The 18,333-nt window shown below is 30.8% G+C and carries 19 protein-coding genes and 1 pseudogene; 14 read left to right on the top strand and 6 right to left on the bottom strand.

Annotated elements, in window-relative coordinates; translation table 11 throughout:
- Nucleotides 1-18: 18 nt before the first annotated feature.
- A complete protein-coding gene (locus HMPREF3125_RS01630) occupies nucleotides 19-528 on the bottom strand; it encodes an aggregation-promoting factor C-terminal-like domain-containing protein (protein WP_070451516.1) in 510 nt (169 codons plus the stop codon).
- A 407-nt stretch (nucleotides 529-935) separates the two neighbouring features.
- Between HMPREF3125_RS01630 and HMPREF3125_RS01625 the strand changes: the two genes are divergently transcribed.
- Nucleotides 936-1,622 (top strand): 2,3-diphosphoglycerate-dependent phosphoglycerate mutase, encoded by a 687-nt coding sequence (locus HMPREF3125_RS01625; protein ID WP_017637715.1) that lies wholly within the window; start codon nucleotides 936-938, stop codon nucleotides 1,620-1,622.
- A gap of 160 nt (nucleotides 1,623-1,782) precedes the next feature.
- Here the strand turns inward: HMPREF3125_RS01625 and HMPREF3125_RS12610 are convergent, their stop codons facing one another.
- Nucleotides 1,783-1,887 carry a putative metal homeostasis protein gene (locus tag HMPREF3125_RS12610; protein ID WP_017637716.1) on the bottom strand — a complete coding sequence of 35 codons (105 nt, stop codon included), beginning with the start codon at nucleotides 1,885-1,887 and terminating at the stop codon, nucleotides 1,783-1,785.
- Between the two features lie 169 nt (nucleotides 1,888-2,056).
- Between HMPREF3125_RS12610 and HMPREF3125_RS01620 the strand changes: the two genes are divergently transcribed.
- The 4 genes from HMPREF3125_RS01620 to HMPREF3125_RS01605 all read left to right on the top strand — a co-directional run bounded on the left by HMPREF3125_RS01620 (nucleotide 2,057) and on the right by HMPREF3125_RS01605 (nucleotide 5,816).
- On the top strand, nucleotides 2,057-3,493 hold the full coding sequence (locus HMPREF3125_RS01620) for an MDR family MFS transporter (protein WP_070451512.1): 1,437 nt from the start codon (nucleotides 2,057-2,059) through the stop codon (nucleotides 3,491-3,493).
- Between the two features lie 118 nt (nucleotides 3,494-3,611).
- On the top strand, nucleotides 3,612-4,394 hold the full coding sequence (locus HMPREF3125_RS01615) for a transporter substrate-binding domain-containing protein (RefSeq protein WP_017637718.1): 783 nt from the start codon (nucleotides 3,612-3,614) through the stop codon (nucleotides 4,392-4,394).
- On the top strand, nucleotides 4,375-5,094 hold the full coding sequence (locus tag HMPREF3125_RS01610) for an amino acid ABC transporter permease (protein WP_070451510.1): 720 nt from the start codon (nucleotides 4,375-4,377) through the stop codon (nucleotides 5,092-5,094). The genes HMPREF3125_RS01615 and HMPREF3125_RS01610 overlap by 20 nt, the downstream gene beginning before the upstream one ends.
- Nucleotides 5,091-5,816, top strand: a complete 726-nt coding sequence (locus HMPREF3125_RS01605; protein ID WP_070451508.1) for an amino acid ABC transporter ATP-binding protein — start codon at nucleotides 5,091-5,093, stop codon at nucleotides 5,814-5,816. Before HMPREF3125_RS01610 ends, HMPREF3125_RS01605 begins: the two co-directional genes overlap by 4 nt.
- A 73-nt stretch (nucleotides 5,817-5,889) precedes the next feature.
- Here HMPREF3125_RS01605 and HMPREF3125_RS01600 read toward each other — a convergent pair whose 3' ends face one another.
- Nucleotides 5,890-7,137, bottom strand: a complete 1,248-nt coding sequence (locus HMPREF3125_RS01600) for an aminoacyltransferase (protein ID WP_070451507.1) — start codon at nucleotides 7,135-7,137, stop codon at nucleotides 5,890-5,892.
- Nucleotides 7,138-7,426: 289 nt separating this feature from the next.
- Between HMPREF3125_RS01600 and HMPREF3125_RS01595 the strand changes: the two genes are divergently transcribed.
- Together HMPREF3125_RS01595 and HMPREF3125_RS01590 are read left to right on the top strand one after the other, a co-directional pair.
- Nucleotides 7,427-7,786 (top strand): DUF4467 domain-containing protein, encoded by a 360-nt coding sequence (locus HMPREF3125_RS01595; protein WP_070451505.1) that lies wholly within the window; start codon nucleotides 7,427-7,429, stop codon nucleotides 7,784-7,786.
- Nucleotides 7,787-7,808: 22 nt separating this feature from the next.
- Nucleotides 7,809-8,408, top strand: a complete 600-nt coding sequence (locus tag HMPREF3125_RS01590; protein ID WP_070451503.1) for a DsbA family protein — start codon at nucleotides 7,809-7,811, stop codon at nucleotides 8,406-8,408.
- Here HMPREF3125_RS01590 and HMPREF3125_RS01585 read toward each other — a convergent pair.
- Nucleotides 8,405-8,590: a hypothetical protein gene (locus tag HMPREF3125_RS01585; protein ID WP_070451502.1), complete on the bottom strand. Its 186-nt coding sequence runs from the start codon at nucleotides 8,588-8,590 to the stop codon at nucleotides 8,405-8,407. The two genes, HMPREF3125_RS01590 and HMPREF3125_RS01585, sit on opposite strands and share 4 nt — an antisense overlap.
- A gap of 485 nt (nucleotides 8,591-9,075) precedes the next feature.
- Between HMPREF3125_RS01585 and HMPREF3125_RS01580 the strand changes: the two genes are divergently transcribed.
- The 5 genes from HMPREF3125_RS01580 (at nucleotide 9,076) to HMPREF3125_RS01560 (ending at nucleotide 12,671) form a co-directional block, all read left to right on the top strand.
- Entirely contained in the window at nucleotides 9,076-10,062 is a 987-nt protein-coding gene (locus HMPREF3125_RS01580) for a metal ABC transporter solute-binding protein, Zn/Mn family (protein ID WP_070451500.1), read from the top strand.
- Between the two features lie 163 nt (nucleotides 10,063-10,225).
- Nucleotides 10,226-10,696: an SRPBCC family protein gene (locus HMPREF3125_RS01575; RefSeq protein WP_070451571.1), complete on the top strand. Its 471-nt coding sequence runs from the start codon at nucleotides 10,226-10,228 to the stop codon at nucleotides 10,694-10,696.
- An 84-nt stretch (nucleotides 10,697-10,780) separates the two neighbouring features.
- Complete coding sequence (locus HMPREF3125_RS01570; protein ID WP_070451498.1) at nucleotides 10,781-10,966, top strand: hypothetical protein; 186 nt, start codon at nucleotides 10,781-10,783, stop codon at nucleotides 10,964-10,966.
- Nucleotides 10,967-11,166: 200 nt separating this feature from the next.
- Nucleotides 11,167-11,982, top strand: coding sequence for a formate/nitrite transporter family protein (locus HMPREF3125_RS01565; protein ID WP_070451569.1), 816 nt, complete (start codon nucleotides 11,167-11,169; stop codon nucleotides 11,980-11,982).
- A 152-nt stretch (nucleotides 11,983-12,134) separates the two neighbouring features.
- Nucleotides 12,135-12,671: a GNAT family N-acetyltransferase gene (locus tag HMPREF3125_RS01560; protein WP_070451496.1), complete on the top strand. Its 537-nt coding sequence runs from the start codon at nucleotides 12,135-12,137 to the stop codon at nucleotides 12,669-12,671.
- Between the two features lie 32 nt (nucleotides 12,672-12,703).
- Here the strand turns inward: HMPREF3125_RS01560 and HMPREF3125_RS01555 are convergent.
- Both HMPREF3125_RS01555 and HMPREF3125_RS01550 read right to left on the bottom strand, forming a co-directional pair.
- A pseudogene (locus tag HMPREF3125_RS01555) lies at nucleotides 12,704-13,081 on the bottom strand (transposase); the annotation flags it as partial.
- Nucleotides 13,082-13,363: 282 nt separating this feature from the next.
- Nucleotides 13,364-14,830 (bottom strand): ABC transporter substrate-binding protein, encoded by a 1,467-nt coding sequence (locus tag HMPREF3125_RS01550; protein ID WP_371106429.1) that lies wholly within the window; start codon nucleotides 14,828-14,830, stop codon nucleotides 13,364-13,366.
- 306 nt (nucleotides 14,831-15,136) lie between these two features.
- Between HMPREF3125_RS01550 and HMPREF3125_RS01545 the strand changes: the two genes are divergently transcribed.
- Nucleotides 15,137-15,856: a sirohydrochlorin chelatase gene (locus HMPREF3125_RS01545; protein WP_070451491.1), complete on the top strand. Its 720-nt coding sequence runs from the start codon at nucleotides 15,137-15,139 to the stop codon at nucleotides 15,854-15,856.
- Between the two features lie 70 nt (nucleotides 15,857-15,926).
- Complete coding sequence (nirB, locus tag HMPREF3125_RS01540) at nucleotides 15,927-18,332, top strand: nitrite reductase large subunit NirB (RefSeq protein WP_070451489.1); 2,406 nt, start codon at nucleotides 15,927-15,929, stop codon at nucleotides 18,330-18,332.
- Nucleotide 18,333: the final 1 nt, after the last annotated feature.

Here is an 18,333-nt window from a genome sequence, read left to right as displayed (position 1 = left end):
TATTTATATAAAGTAATCTTACCAATAACCGTTTGATTCACGGAAAGAAATAGCTGCATCAATTGAACCATAACGCTCTTTTGCGTAGTTAATCATACCTTTAGTTTGAGTAGCTACAGAACCATAGCCCCATGATTGGTTCGTTTGACCTAAACCATGATATTGTCCGTTTGAAGCATCTGGATCACCACCAGATTCTGGCATTACTACGCTATCCCATAATTCTTTTGTGCCACCTGCGTCTATAAATTCTTTATAGACATCACTTGATGACTCACTGCTTGATGATGAATCTTCACTAGATGATGATTTACTCTCCGTACTAGTGCTTTGTGTAGACGTTTGAGTTGTTTGGTAATTTGAAGAAACTGATGAAGACTTATCTTGTTGTTGATTACCAAATGATTGATTTTGTTGAGGAGAGCATTGTGAAGGTTGATTGTTTTCAGCTGCATGTGCTTGATGTGCTTCTAAACCTGTTGCTCCTATAGAAACTGTAGCGATAATTGCTAATATTGATTTTTTCATAATAGTTAACTCCTTTAGTGTGTGATTTCAATCAGACTTAAAAAATAATCCCAAGGATATGTGTCTGTTCATATTTGAATGTGTTGATTTCTTAAGGTGTGTTCATACTATATCATCTAAAGGTATTGCATAGGTTACATGAATATAAAAAGGTAATGACACACATTTTAGTTAGAATACAAGTATTTCAAATTTAAAAAGGAATATTTCAAAAGTTACAAAAGCTAAAGCAAACGTTATTAATTGAAAATCTACATGAGCGTTCTATAATAAAGATATACAGTAAAAATATAAATAGAATCATGTCATCATTTAGTAATGAATGTCATCTATTTTATATTTAAATCATTAATTGTATCAACTAGCATCCAAGTTAGTTCGTTATATAAATAGGAAGGTGTTAAATTATGCCAAAACTTATATTATGCCGTCACGGTCAAAGTGAATGGAATGCGAAAAATTTATTTACTGGTTGGGCAGATGTAAAATTATCTGAACAAGGAATTGAAGAAGCGACTACAGCTGGTAAAAAAGTATTAGAAAACCAATTAGAAATCGATGTTGCATATACTTCGTTATTAACAAGAGCACTCGAAACAACACAACATATTTTAGCGCAATCTGAACAACAATGGATTCCTGTTAATAAAAGCTGGCGTTTGAATGAACGTCATTACGGCGCGTTACAAGGGTTAAATAAAGACGATGCTAAAGAGCAATTCGGTGAAGAACAAGTTCACCAATGGAGACGTTCTTATGATGTACAGCCACCAGCAGAAAGTGAAGAACAACGTAATGAATACCTAAAAAATAGAAGATATCGTCATTTAGATCATCGTATGATGCCATATTCTGAAAGTTTAAAAGATACTTTAGAACGTGTGGTGCCTATTTGGACAGATCAAATATCTCAACATTTATTAGATGGTAATACTGTACTTGTCTCAGCTCATGGTAATTCCATTAGAGCATTAATCAAATATTTAGAAAATGTTTCTGATGAGGATATTATTGGTTATGAAATTAAAACAGGTGCACCACTTGTTTATGAATTGACTGATGATTTAGAAGTTAAAGATAAATATTATTTATAAAATAAAAAAATTAGGTCACTTACTGATGTTGAAAAGCATCAATAAGTGACCTTTTTTGTGGAGTAATTTAAATAAGAATTTAAGCATTTTATTATCTAACTTGATGCTTAGTATGATTAGAAATTAAATATATGAGCATTGCCAAAACAGATATGTCTAATTATTTTATTTTTTTATGTTGTTTAATAATTTTTAAAGCACGTTTTCTCGTTTTAATATTTGGGCTGTTCAAATTACGGCGTGCAGTTTGTAAATCAGTTTTCATAAAATGACCTCCTTTATGTAGTAATATTATGAATTAAAGTTTCGAAAATGTAAATAGTAATTATTACGATTTGTAAGAAAATATTAATTCTAAACTAATAAAATGCATATTGCATATAACTTATGTATAATGTTGTGATAATTGAAAAGGAAAGTAAGGAGGAATTAACGTGACACTTAAAGCAAAATTGGTAATGATTATTACGATGTTACTAGGCGGCTTTTTTGGTTTACTAAATGAAACATTATTAACAACAGCTTTACCTAGTATTATGAAAGATTTTGATATCCAATATTCACAAGTGCAATGGCTGACAACCGCCTTTTTATTAACAAACGGCATAGTCATTCCATTATCAGCATTATTTATTCAAAGGTATACCACTAGACAGGTCTTCTTAATAGCTATTTTAGTATTCTATATTGGTACAATATTAGGTGGATTTAGTCCTAATTTCACTATTTTATTAATTGCAAGAATTATTCAAGCATTAGGTTCAGGTATCATGATGCCCCTCATGATGACTAGTATTTTAAATATATTTGAACCACATGAACGCGGTAAGTATATGGGGATGTTTGGTTTAGTGATTGGTTTGGCACCGGCAATTGGTCCCACTTTATCAGGATATTTAGTTGAATATTTTAATTGGAGATCATTATTCCATGTTGTTGCACCTATCGCAGCAGTTGTATTTATCATTGCAATATTTACAGTTAAAAACGTAGGTCAAATTGTTAAGGTCCCAATTGATGTACTTTCTATTATATTGTCTGTCTTAGGATTTGGAGGCTTACTATATGGTACTAGTTCTATATCACATGATGGCTGGGACGACCCAATTGTATTAACCACTATTATTGGTTGCATTATTCTAGTTGTGTTATTTGTTTGGAGACAATCGAAACTTGAAACCCCATTGTTAAACTTTGATGTTTTCAAAAATTCTCAATTCGCAATTGGTATTTTAATTATGGCGGTAACAATGATTTCAATGATTGGTTCAGAAACTGTATTACCTATGTTTGTCCAAAACTTACTAAATCGTACGCCTCTAGATTCTGGTTTAATTTTATTACCTGGTGCAATTGTAATGGCAATTATGTCATTTGCTTCAGGATCACTTTATGAAAAATTTGGCGCTAAACCTTTAGCACTAATAGGTATGTTAATTGTAGTTATCACAACTACTTACTTTGTTGTGATGGATGAAAATACAAGTTCCGCAATGTTAGCAACGGTATATGGTATACGCATGATTGGTATTGCACTTGGTTTAATGCCTGTCATGACACATACAATGAATCAATTGCCATATGAAATGAATGCACATGGTTCATCTATGACGAATACAGCTCAACAAATTGCCGGCTCAATAGGGACAGCGGTCTTAATTACTATCTTAAGCCAAGCTAGTAAAAACTATACACCTAATATGGGTGATTATGATGGTATGAAACGCAGTGAAATGTTAGGTCAAATTAAAATAGATACAATGTTACATGGTTATCATGCTGGATTCTTATTTGCAGTTATTATTACAATAGTTAGTTTCTTATGTTCGTTTATGTTAAAAAGAAATGCTCAAACTTCAAATAATAAATAAGTGGTTGAAAGTTGAGATGACAGTAAGAATAACGAAACAAGTTATTGACTTCACACCCATTAAGGATTAAAATATTTTTATTCCGATTAGAATAATAAGAATAGGGGAGAATAGTTTAATGAAAAGACTTTTATTTTGTGTCGTTGCATTAGTATTCGTACTAGCAGCATGTGGTAATAATTCAAGCAAGGACAGTAAATCAAGCAGTAAAGATGATAATACAATTAAAGTGGGGACAGAAGGTACATATGCACCATTCTCGTTCCACAATAAACAAGACAAATTAACTGGTTATGATATCGACGTTATTAAAGCAGTAGCTAAAGAAGAAGGACTTAAATTAAAATTTAATGAAACATCATGGGATTCTATGTTTGCTGGATTAGATGCAGGTCGTTTTGATGTTATTGCTAACCAAGTAGGTATTAATAAAGATAGAGAGAAAAAATATAAATTCTCTAATCCATATACTTATTCAAGTGCAGTGTTAGTAGTTCGTGATAACGAAAAGAACATTAAATCTTTTAATGATGTTAAAGGTAAAAAATTAGCACAAACATTTACTTCTAATTACGGTCAATTAGCAAAAGATAAAGGTGCTAAAATTACTAAAGTAGATGGTTTTAACCAATCTATGGATTTATTATTATCTAAACGTGTAGATGCTACATTTAATGATAGCTTATCTTATTTAGATTATAAAAAACAAAAGTCTAATGCTAAAATCAAAGCAATCAAAGGTGACGCAGAGAAAAATAAATCAGCATTTGCCTTCTCTAAAAAAGTTGATGATAAAACAGTTCAAAAATTCAACGATGGATTGAAAAAAATCGAAGAGAGTGGCGAACTTAAAAAAATAGGTAAGAAATGGTTTGGTCAAGATGTCTCTAAACCTGAATAGTGAGCAACTTCATGCATTAGACGCTGCAAAGCAAGCATTTGGACCGATGTTAGAAGGGTTAGTTAAATATTCTATCCCAATTACACTTGTTACATTCGTATTAGGTTTAATAATTGCCTTATTTACAGCATTAATGCGTATCTCTACAAGTAAATTTTTAAAAGGTGTAGCAAGAGTTTATGTATCAATTATTCGTGGTACACCGATGATTGTTCAATTATTTATTATATTTTATGGTATTCCAGAATTAGGTAGATTAATAACCAATGATGCTGATAATCAATGGACATTAGCTCCTGTTATAGCTGCAATTATTGGTTTGTCACTCAATGTAGGTGCATATGCATCAGAAATCATTCGTGGCGGAATTATTTCTATACCAAAAGGTCAAACAGAAGCGGCATATTCAATCGGAATGAATTACCGCCAAACTGTACAACGTATTATTTTACCGCAAGCGATAAGAGTTTCTATTCCTGCACTAGGTAATACATTCTTAAGCCTAATTAAAGATACATCTTTATTAGGATTTATCTTAGTAGCTGAAATGTTCCGTAAAGCTCAAGAAGTTGCTTCAACAACTTATGAATATTTAACAATTTATATTCTTGTTGCACTTATGTATTGGGTAATTTGTTTCATTATATCTGTAATCCAAAGTTTTTATGAATCATACATTGAAAGAGGGTATCGCTCATGATTGAATTATCGAATATTCATAAATCATTTAATCAAACAGAAGTGATTAAAGGTATTGATTTAAAAGTAGATCAAGGCGAAGTTGTGACATTAGTTGGACGTTCCGGTTCAGGTAAAACGACCCTTTTACGTATGATGAATGCACTTGAAATTCCTACTGAAGGAACAGTTTATGTAAATGGCAAGACATACACTGAAAAAGATAAAAAGTCACAAATAGAAGTTAGAAAACAATCTGGAATGGTATTTCAAAATTACAATCTATTCCCGCATAAAACAGCATTAGAAAATGTGATGGAAGGTTTAGTCACAGTTAAAAAGCAAAGTAAATCAGAAGCTAAAAATAAAGCGTTAGATTTACTTGAAAAAGTTGGTTTAACACATGTTAAAGATCAACGACCACATGCATTGTCTGGTGGACAACAACAACGTGTAGCGATAGCAAGAGCATTAGCTATGAATCCTAAAGTGATGTTGTTTGACGAACCAACATCAGCATTAGACCCTGAACTTGTTAATGACGTGTTGAAAGTTATTAAAGATCTAGCACAAGAAGGTATGACAATGGTTATTGTCACTCACGAAATGCGATTTGCGAAAGAAGTTTCAAATCAAATAGTGTTTATTCATGAAGGTAAAATTGGTGAACAAGGTTCCCCAGAAGACATCTTCAATCATCCGAAAACGGACGAACTTAAACGCTTTTTAAATGTAATACAATAAATGACGATATAGAAAACCCAGTGAATTTAATTTCACTGGGTTTTTATATGTTATTAAGTAGGAAACAAACTCGCTACTTTCTTTTTTCAAGAAGTTCTTTTACTTGATAGAATACTGGTTTAATAGGTTTGATGAAGTCACCAATATATTCATAGACATCAGCATTGAAGCCTTCTTTAAAGCGTTGTACACCAAAATCTTCAGCATTTTCGCTAAAGTCGCCAGTGATACCATAGAAATTATAGCGATCAATGTTATGTTCTTTAGCGAATTTAATCATTTCCCATTGTAAACGATATGCGCCCATATAAGGGTTATATTTTGGATTAGAACCACTTGATAAATAATATACTTCATGATCATTATAGATATATATTGCAGCAGCTAAATTCAATACTTGTCCTTCTTGAGCAATTTCATCTTTTGTTTGATTGATTTTTCTTTCATTACTATCATGTTGTTGTTTAACTTGAGTATGTTTCGTTTTGTTTTTCTTAGAATTAGGATTTTCTTGTAATGCTGTTTCTACTTCTTGAAGTTGTTTTGATAATTCTTTATGTTTATCTTCTAGAGTAGTGAGATATTCTTGCAAATCAATATAAGCAAGTTTCAACATAGCTTGATCCTCGTATGTCTTTTGTAGCTCTTCGAAATAAGGTTTTTCACGGAATTTGAAACCGTGTTTTTCTTCTGCCATTCTGAACAAATCAAAGAACGTATCTGTTTCTTCAATAGGTAACGTTCTTACTTTAACACCCATTTCGTAAGTCTTTTTAATATTACGACGTGTTTGATAATCCATTTCTTTCATCAATTGATCTTCAGTTTTATCTTTTAAATCTAATACAGAAAGCCAACGAATTTGACTCATTGAATCGTATCCAACAGTATAACCTTGATGTTTATAACCTAAGTCTTCCATTGTTTTGACAAATGCACGGTTATCGTATGATGTTAAAATTTCACCGTCAGCATTTCTAACATTTTCAAGAATATATGGGTCTACAAGTACATATAAACAATTGTGTTTTTTTAAATATGATGTTAAAGATTTAAAGAAAAAACGGACAAGTGATAAATTTTTGAAGTCCATCACTGGTCCTCGGTGTGTATAAAAATATTTAAAGAATTTTAACGTACGTGCTTCTGTTAAAAGACAAGCAGCGATAACCTCATCTTGATCGTCTTTTACGCCGACAAGATGGACGTCTCCTTTCATATCACTACGATTATCGTAATGGATACTTGATTGTGTATAATGTGAGAAATGTTCGGCTGTAAATTTACCGAACTCTTCTGATGTTAAGTTAACAAATTTCAATATATATCTTCCCCTCTAGAAATAGAACTATTAAATGAATCGTTAATATTCATATTATCAAATTCCTGCAATCATTACACATCATAACATAAAAAATAGCGTCATACTTTTGTATGATATAACAAATACTAAGTATTTAATTAAATTAAAAAAACTTTTAAAATCGTTATTTTTACGTTAATTATTACTGTGATGCTATGAATTCTGTGATAAAATTTAAAGTGAAAGATGACACGGATTTAAAACAAGATTTCATATAAAGTGATTCATATTATCGGGAGTGAATATATTGAAGAAGATAGTGGCAGTTATTGCTGTATTGACGCTTGTATTAGTTGGATGTAGTAGCGGTAAGTATACTGACAAAATTGATAAAGCAGTTAAATTACAAGAAAAGAAACAATCAAAAATAGCTAAAAGAGATGCTGGCGACGAAGTTAAACACTTTGATAAAAAGGACGCTAACATCTATGTGTACGATAAAGGAAAATATGTCATTTTGGCTTATAAACCTTTAAATGATGATGAAGAAGTACATTACTACACTTATGAATTTAAAGGCAAGAAAGCTAAATATAAAGAAGATTTTAATTCAAAAGGTTATTATCAACAACATGATCCTGATTATAAAGAAGAAAATATGCATTAGCTATTAGTTATAAGGAGCAACAATGAAAAAGTTAATAGGAATAATAAGCGCATGTTTAATTGTTGTGTTAATTAGTGGTTGCGGTAAAGAACAAGAAAAAGCACCTGAAGCAACAAAAGATGGCAAACCACTTATCGTCATTTATGGCGACTTTAAATGCCCTTACTGTAAAAAAGTAGAGAAGAATGTCATGCCTAAACTTAAAGACCATTATTTAGACAAAAATAAAGCTAAAATTAAATATGTAAATATGGCATTTTTAGGTAAAGACTCAATTATAGGATCCCGAGCAGGGCATGCTGTCCAACAAATTGCTCCTAAATCTTATTTAGAATTTCAAAAATTAATGTTCGAACATCAAAAAGATGAAAAGAAACAGTGGATTACTGAAAAGATGGTTGACCAACAAATTAATCATCTTAATATTACCTCAGCTCAAAAAGAGAAAATTAAAGAGGAATATAAAACCAAGAATAGTCAATCGTGGAAAGCAGCTTTAAAAGATAAAAAAGAAACCAAAGAACATCATATTTCTACAGCGCCTACAGTATTTATAAAAGGAAAGAAAATTGAAGATCCATATCATTTTAAAGAATATGATAAAGTCTTAAAAGAGAATTAATATTGAACTGCTAACAAAGCCTCGTGCTTTGCTAGCAGTTTTTTTATAATTTTAGGATGATATAATATAGCTCCACGATGATGTTTGAATTCATCTAATTTATTGATTTCATTAACATGTCGTGACATATTATTTGTAGGAATAAGAATCGAAGTTTCCATTGATAGTGTATGTTGAGTCATTTTATAAACTTAATATATAAAGCATCTCGATAATTTAGTTTAGTGATGTTTATCAAATTATACGAAAGTGCCTTATTTTTTTAAAGTTTTTTTTTAATATAAAATTACATATTAATACGTAGTATTTATGGCAAGACTCCTGAGGGAACAGTACTAGTTGAAGACCTTAGAAATTCTCACAGATTTATCTGTGTAGTATTTCTGGCTGAAACTGTACCCTAGGAAGGCGTAGCCATACAATACGAAGTATTGGATATAAAGAAAGTACTAAGACTATTAACATAAATCACTTTAGTGCTATTATTTTGATATTTATGGCCCATCCTGTTTTATATATATCAAAAATAAATTGAGTATTCGAATAAATAAATTTAAATATGCATAAAGACATAATAAGTATATAAAAGTATTTTCAGGGACTTGTTTTTTAAGGAAAGAAGGTATATAATCATTGATCGTAATAATTACTATTTAGGAGAAGCGATATGAAAAAAAATCTAAGTTTATTAATTCTTATTCCTCTAATGATATTTGCACTAGCAGCCTGCAGCAATGATAGTGGTAACAACAAAGGAGATAAGCTCAAAGTTAGCACGACAGTATATCCACTTAAGTCGTTTACAGAACAAATTGGTGGAAAGCATGTTGATGTAAAATCAATTTATCCAGCAGGTGCTGATTTACATAGTTATGAACCTACACAAAAAGACATGTTGAATGCAGCTAAATCAGATTTATTCATCTATACAGGCGATGATTTAGATCCAGTTGCAAAAAAAGTAGCTTCAACAATCAAAAAAGATAATAAAAAATTATCTCTACAAGATAAAATTAGCAAGAACGATTTATTAGCAGATCATCATCATCACGAGGGTGAAGAGGAACATCATGGAGAAGAAGAACACCATCATGGTAAATATGATCCGCATATTTGGTTAGATCCAAAAATGGACCAAACATTTGCTAAAGAAATTAAAGACCAACTTGTGAAAAAAGATCCAGCTCATAAAGAATATTATGAAAAGAACTATAAGAAATTAAATAAAGATTTAGAGAATATTGATAAAAAAATGAAAGATGCTACTGAAGGTAAAAAAGGTAATGCAGTATTCATATCACATGAATCTTTAGGTTACTTATCAAATAGATATGGATTTAAACAAGTAGGTGTACAAAACATGAGTGCTGAAGATCCATCTCAAAAAGATTTAACTAACATAGTAAAAGAGATTAAAAAGAATAAAGTGGAATATATTTTATATGAAGAAAACGTATCAAATAAAATTACTGAAACGATTCGAAAAGAAACTGATGCTAAACCATTGAAATTTAATAATATGGAATCAGTGACAAAAGAACAACAAAATGAAAAAGGACTATCTTATCAATCACTAATGAAAGAAAATATTAAAAATATCAAAAAAGCATTAGATAGTAAGATTAAAGTCAAAGAAGATGAACATCATCATTAATTGATTTAGCCCCTAAACATATCTTATGCACTTCAAAAGTTAGCCAAGCATTTAACTTTTGAAGTGCTTTTTTAATAAATACATTCTTTAGTAACTATTTCTATATTTTGCTATGATTAAACTGGTTAAAACAAAAAGAATTAGGAGATGGACTATGACTATTATGACTATTAACATTGATAAAAATAAAATCATTTTTTCAAGAACATTTAAAGGTACAATACATGAATTGTTTAATGCCTATACTCAAGAGGATTTATTTAAGCAATGGTTTCACCCTGCAGACGCTTCAACTGAAGTCTTTGAATTTAATGTTGAAGAAGGTGGGCACACGTTTTTCGCAATTCATACACCTAGCATGACAAGTTACACTTTATCAGAGTATAAAAAGGTGAAGAAACCGAATTATATAGAGTATTTAGACTTCTTTGCTACACCTGATGGGGAAAAGGACACAAGTATGCCAGGTATGCACATTGTTATAGAATTTAACGAAGAAAAACCCAATCAAACAACAGTAACATCGACGTCAGTCTTCCCAACAGAAGATGCAGCACAACAAGCACTTGATATGGGTGTTGAACAAGGTATGAATTCAACATTAGATCAACTAGAAAAATTATTAGAATCATAATTGTTAACGAATTGTACCATTTAGTGTTGAATGAGTGATGTATAATATAAGTATAAACAAATCAAAAGAAGAGGTAGATTTTAAATGAAGAAAAGATATCTTATTGTATTAGTATTATACTCATTAACACATTTAGTCTCAGCTATAGCTGTTAGTTCAAAATGTATATCAAATCGTTATTTACGCTTTGTATTAAGAACATTATTAGGATACGGTATTTTTGCTACAGGATTACATTACTTTGCTAAATTAAAAAGAAAAGCAAAATAATGTATTAATTACTAAATATAAGAATATTAGCTACCTACGTCATAGTTGTTGATGTAGGTAGTATTTTTGCTGTTTATTAAAGTGAAAAGTAGTTTAATAATAGTGAAACTTTAATTTTTAGTAGATTTGCCTCTATTTTTTATCTTTAATTCCACATATAATAAGTATGGTTAGAATAAAGAGTGAGAGATTTATGGAGGATAGAAAATCGTAAAAGCACTAAGGATACATATGTGACTAAAGAGATTATAGAAACAATCGTTGGCCAAACACAAATGAAAGAAGTGATGGCTGATAAAACACCTATGAGATATGCTTTAAAATCAATGATGGCTGGTTTTTTGTTAGCCATTGTTACTGTGTTTATGCTTGCCATTAAAACACAATTTGCATCTACACATATTGATGGGTTGATTAATTTATTAGGTGCTATTGCATTTAGTTTAGCCTTAGTATTAATCGTATTGACCAATTCAGAATTACTTACTAGTAACTTTATGTATTTAACTGTAGGTTGGTATTATAAAGCGATTCGCTTAAATAAGATGATTTGGATATTTACATTTTGTTTTATTGGCAACATTATTGGGGGTATCATTTTATTTTTCTTAATGAAATATGCACATATTATGATTCCAGAAATGACAAGTGCATTAACTGAAACAGTACATAAGAAAACAGAATCGTCAACATGGTTAACTATTCTAGTTAAAGGTATTTTCTGTAATTTCTTCATTAATATTGGAATATTTGTTTCTATGCAATTTAAAGAAGGATTGGCTAAAGCGTTCTTTATTGCATGTGGCGTTGTAGTTTTTGTATTCATGGGATATGAACACGTTGTTTTCAATGCAGGTCTATTTTCAGGAATGTTATTTTTTAATATAGATGCTTTATCAGGTTTAGGCGTTTTAAAAAATATCGTATTTGCGTTAATTGGTAACTACATTGGTGGCGGTATTTTTGTAGGATTAGTATATGCATATTTAAATGGACAAAGAAATCATTTAAAATAAATTGATCATAAAGCGTAAGCGTTCATAATAAAAATTGAACGACTTATGCTTTTTTTAGAAATTAATGTAAGATGAATCAAGTTAATTGACTATATACTCATTTCTTTTTACGCTTAAAATCATGAAAAGAGAAAAATGAGGACGTGATTAAGATGAGTAATGTCAATATAAGAATTGCAAACGAGAAAGACACTAAGGAAATTCACCAATTAATGTATGATGCTTTTACACCTTTAAGAGAATTAGGTATAGATTGGCCATCAGTCAATGCTAGCGTTGAAATGGTCAAAGATAATATCAAGAATAATACAACCTTCGTATTAGAATTAGATAATACAATTATTTCAACAATTACGGTTCGTTATCCGTGGGGAAGTGTTAGAAGTATTTCTGGCTATCCGTTTGTATGGTGGTTTGCAACTAAACCAGAATATGATGGCCTAGGCTATGGAAGTCAGTTATTGAAATATGTAGAAGAAGATTTTTTAAGAGATACATTAAAAGCAGCAGCGGTGACGTTAGGTACGTCAGCACGTTTGCATCCGTGGCTATTAAGCATTTATGAAAAAAGAGGCTATGAAATTTATGCAAAGTATGAAAATGACGATGGCGATTTAGGTGTTATCATGAGAAAAATTTTAATTCCAGAACGCTTTGAAGAAAAAATATTAGGACAACCGCCATTTTAAAATTCAAAAGCTCGGAACTAATAAGTTCCGAACTGATTTGTCAATAGTTCATGATAAAGTGCTTTAGAATCTTTATTCATTTTGGATTCATAATTTTGAAAACTCTTTTTCCATACAAATGTATAAGGCGTTTGATTTTGTGAAAGCCACATCATTCGTATACTATCGTTAAGTAATTTTTCTATTTTACTACCAGAAAATACAAATTGTGTATAGTCATATAAAATGACTTTCAACATTATTTTAGGATGATATGATGTGGCTCCACGATGATGTTTGAATTCATCGAATTCATTATGTGGAATAGTTTCAACGATTTTATTAACATGTCGTGACATATAATTTGTGGGGATAAGAACTGAAGTTTCCATCAGTAGTGTAAGTTGAGTCATGTTATGATCTTTATACATAAGGTATCTCGTTAATTTTGTTTAGTGATGTTTATTAAATTGTACGAAGGGGCCTTATTTTTTAAAATTGTTTTGATGTAAAATTACATATAAATACGATGTATTTTGGCGAGACTCTTGAGGGAACAGGACAAGCTGAAGACTACAGGCTGAAGCTGTCCCCTAAGAAAGCGAGCCGATAATACGAAGTATTATAAATAAAGAAGCCAGTAAATGAGTTTTTTGGATAAACTCATTTACTGGTTATTTTTCTAGGATTTATGTCCTAGTTTCTTTTAATATTTATTTCTTATCTACTTTATAATCAATTAAATAGATTGATTCTGGTGTAACATTAAAGTTTTTAACATTTTTACTTACACCATCAATTTGATCATTATAAGTAATATAACTATTTGGAATATCTTTGTTAGATGTTCTCAAAATGTTATTAGTCATTTGTTCACGTTGAGATTGACCAAATGTTTGATTAAGTTGAGTGACTTCTTTATTATCATAGTTTCCTTTATTGTTAGCACCTTTTGGTAAATAAGCAGTGTTAAAGAAGTAACCAGTATCTCCTCTAGGGACAGTTAAATAACTATACATCGATGCATCCCAAGCATTTTTATCTTTCAAGTAACCTTCAATATCATCAACGTTTCGAAGTTTCACATCAATATTAGATTTTTTAGCTTCAGACTGAATGACTTGTCCAATTTTAGGTAATTCTGGTCGACCATCGTAAGTTACCATATTTATTTTCAATGGATGAGATTTAGAATAGCCTTCTTTAGCCAATAATTTTTTAGCTTTGTTAATATCTTGAGGTTGAATTTTGCCTTCATCTATATTTTTTAATCTATTATTGAAAGGTCCAGATGCCGGTTTAGCATAATTTTTTGAAATAGTTTTCGCTATTTCTTTACGATTGATGACTGAATCAAAGGCCTCACGAACATTTTTATTCATTTTTTTACTGTCATGATTATAAAGTAATAAATGAGTCCGGAAACCTGAAGTACTTTGGATATTAGCTTTATTAGATTTCTTTACATCATTGACTTGATCGATTGGTACGTCTGTTGTTAAGTCAGATTTTCCAGATAGCAAGTGACTAACACGAGTATTACCATCTTCATGATAAGTGACGTTAATTTTACTTAATCTAGGTTTACCTTGCCAATAATCTTTGAATTTTGATAGTTCAATTTTTTGTGAACGTTTATAATTGTCAATTTTATAAGGACCTGTACCAACAGGTTGATCAGCGACTTTTTCTTTTGCTTTCGTATCATAAATAGCAGCAAAAGGACTGGCTAATTCTGATTTTAATTCTGGATAAGGTTCTTTCGTTTTGATAGTCACTTTTTGACCTTTAGCAGTAATGTTATCGATTGGTAATGAGCCTCTTAATAAATCACTTTTATCTATTCCTTTTTCAAGACTTCGTTTAACTGCATTACCAGTTAATTTATGACCATTTTGGAATTTGATGTTGTCTTTGAGTGTAAGTATTAATGTGTCATTAGATTTTTGCTTGTATGATTTTACTAACAAAGGTTTTACTTTACCATCTTTAGACATTTTAAATAAAGATTCTAATGCTCCAACTTTGACAGGCACATCTGTTTCATAAGGAGCAATTGATGTTGTTTTTAATGGTATCTCAACATTTAAAGTATCCTTTTTAGAAGCATTATTATTACTACAGCTCGCTAAAATAAAAGATACGATAATAATTAAAAAGGTAAATCTTTTCACGAACATATCTCCTCTCTAATGTGAAAAAAATAAATTAAGTTGTTAATTAAAAAGTATGTACGGATCATTATGTATACGACTATTCATTTAGAATAGTGATTACTTGTGTAATATATTAACAACCAACTATTCAATTATATATCTTATTTCATGTAAAATAAATATTTATTCATACCTTTTTATAAGACTAAAAGAGTTATATAAATAATACTTATTATATAAGGGGATTCCCTGATTTTTCCTTAAAATGTGAAAATAATCACAAAAATACATGAAATTAGTTTACAATTCAAGTTGAAAGGATTGGTTTTTATGGTAGGCAATATTTTAGTGGCACATGGTATGAGAAAAGGAAATCAGAATAAGGCCTTAGCAGAATTTATTGCAACTTTATTGAAAGACGAAGACTACCATTATGAATTAGCATTTTTAGAGAGTGATACACAAAGTTTAGAATTAACGATGGACAGAATGATTCAGCAAGGTATTAAAGAATTTAGAATTGTACCATTACTTATTTTCAGTGCAATGCACTATATGAGTGATATTCCAGATATTTTAATGAAAATGCAAAATAAGTATCCGGATATCTCTAGTTATTTAAGTGAACCGTTAGGAACACATCCATATATGAAAGCATTAGTTGAAAGAAGAATTGATGATGTTAAATTATCCGATGATTCTAACGCAGCGGTTGTTATTATCGCACATGGTAATGGTAGTGGTCGATTTACAAAGGCTCATGATGAACTTAAAGACTTTGTAGAAGCAGTTGATTCGAAACAACCTGTGTATGCACGCACATTGTACGGTGCACTAACATTTAGAAATGACTTAGAAGAAATATCAAAACAATATGATGAACTTATTATAGTGCCTTTGTTCTTTTTTGACGGCAGATTAGTCAACAAAGTGAAAGGAGTGATTGATGAGATGCCTATTCACTGCAATCTACACATCACACCTTCAATTAACTTTGATGGTTCACTTAAATTAATTATTAGAGAACGATTCGAAGCATTATATGTATAATAAAAATCTATGTGCCTAATTATCCAATCCTTTAATAAAAACTATTCACAAGTGATAAAGGGGCATATTTATGGCTAAAAAGAAATTAGTGATGATAGGAAATGGTATGGCAGGTTTGAGAACGATTGAAGAGATTCTTGAAAGAGACGATGAACGTTTTGATATTACTATTATCGGTAAAGAACCATATCCAAATTACAACCGAATTATGTTATCCAATATTTTACAAAATAAAATGTCAGTAGAAGAGACGATAATGAATTCATATGATTGGTATGATGAACATAATATCAAACTTATTAATAATGACCCAGCTATTAAAATAGATCGTAATAAGCAAAAAGTTATGACAGAGAGTGGCATCGAAGTTGATTATGATCAATGTATATTTGCAACTGGATCTAAAGCATTTGTTTTACCAATCAAAGGTTCTGATTTTCCAAGTGTCATTGGATGGAGAACAATTGATGATACTAAACGCATGATGGAAATTGCTAAATCTAAAAAACATTCAATTGTTATTGGTGGGGGACTTTTAGGTTTAGAATGTGCAAGAGGTTTACTAGACCAAGGTATGGAAGTAACGGTAATTCATCTAGCTGAATGGCTTATGGAAATGCAACTAGACGCAAAAGCTGGACAAATGTTAAAAGCTGACTTAGAAAAGCAAGGCATGAATTTTGAATTACAAGCTAATACAAAAGAAATTTTAGGTGAAGAAGATGTTGAAGCTGTACGTTTAGCTGATGGACGTGTTTTAGAAGCGGATTTAGTTGTTATGGCTGTTGGAATAAGACCATATACTGAATTAGCTAAACAAAGTGATTTAGAAGTAAATAGAGGTATTGTAGTCAATGATATGATGCAAACGAGTGACCCTAATATATATGCTGTAGGAGAATGTGCCGAACACCAAGGTAAAGTCTATGGATTAGTTGCACCATTATATGAACAAGGTAAAGTACTTGCTGACTATTTAACTGATAATGACACAGAAGGTTACAAAGGCTCAACAACATTTACATCATTGAAAGTATCTGGTTGTGACTTATATAGTGCAGGCCAAATCGTTGAATCACCTGAAATTAAAGGTATTGAAATCTTTAATAGCGTAGATAATAACTATAAAAAAGTATTTCTAAAAGATGGTGAAGTTGTTGATGCTGTCCTTTATGGAAATACAGATGATGGTTCACGATTTTACAATATGATGAAAAAACATGAATCAATTGAAGATTATACATTAGTTTCATTATTAACTAAAGGTGGGGAAGAAGTTAGTAACTCTATAGAAGATATGGCTGACGATGAAACAATATGTGGATGTAATGGTGTAGACAAAGGCACTATTGTCAAAGCTATTAAAGAAAACGGACTAACTTCTGTAGATGAAGTAACTAAAGCTACTAAAGCAGGTAATTCATGTGGTAAATGTAAAGGTCAAATAGGAGAAATCTTACAATATGCTTTAGGTGATGATTTTGTTGCCGCTAAACCTTCAGGAATATGTGCTTGTACAGATTTAACACGTGATCAAATTGTAACTCAAATTAGAGCAAAAGGATTAAAAACATCAAAAGAAGTTAGACATGTCCTTGATTTCAAAGATAAAAATGGCTGTCCTAAATGTCGTCCAGCTATTAACTACTATTTAAATATGGTATATCCATATGAACATAAAGATGAAAAAGAATCACGTTTTGCAAATGAAAGATATCATGCAAATATTCAAAATGATGGTACTTTCTCTGTAATACCTCAAATGCGAGGCGGTGTGACAGACGCCGATCAATTAATTAGACTTGGTGAAGTTGCTAAAAAATATGATGTACCTCTCGTTAAAGTAACAGGATCACAACGTGTTGGGTTATATGGATTGAAAAAAGATGAACTCCCACAAGTATGGAAAGATTTAGGTATGCGGTCTGCTTCAGCATATGGTAAAAAAACAAGATCCGTTAAAAGTTGTGTTGGTAAAGAATTTTGTCGCTTTGGAACACAATATACAACAAGATTAGGTATCAGATTAGAGAAAACTTTTGAATATATTGATACACCTCATAAATTTAAAATGGGCGTATCAGGTTGTCCTAGAAGTTGTGTAGAATCTGGTGTGAAAGATTTTGGTGTCATTTCTGTTGAAAATGGATACCAATTATATATTGGTGGCAATGGAGGAACTGAAGTGACTAAAGGACAGTTCTTAACTACAGTAGAAACCGAAGATGATGTAATACGTATGTGCGGTGCGTTAATGCAATATTATCGTGAAACTGGCATATATGCTGAAAGAACAGCGCCTTGGTTAGAACGTCTTGGATTTGAAAACGTAAAAGAAGTTTTATTGGACCCTGAACGCCAACAAGCTTTATTCGATAGAGTGATGGATGCTAAACAAGCAATTAAAGAAGAACCATGGCAAGCAATAGCAAATGACAAAGCATCACAAAAAATCTTTGAAGTTGAGAGGGTATAGT

The sequence above is a fragment of the Staphylococcus sp. HMSC13A10 genome, from assembly GCF_001808005.1.
GTDB classification, from domain to species: Bacteria; Bacillota; Bacilli; order Staphylococcales; family Staphylococcaceae; genus Staphylococcus; species Staphylococcus pasteuri.
Note: the sequence above shows the minus strand (reverse complement) of the source record. Positions and strands in the feature narration are given on the sequence as shown.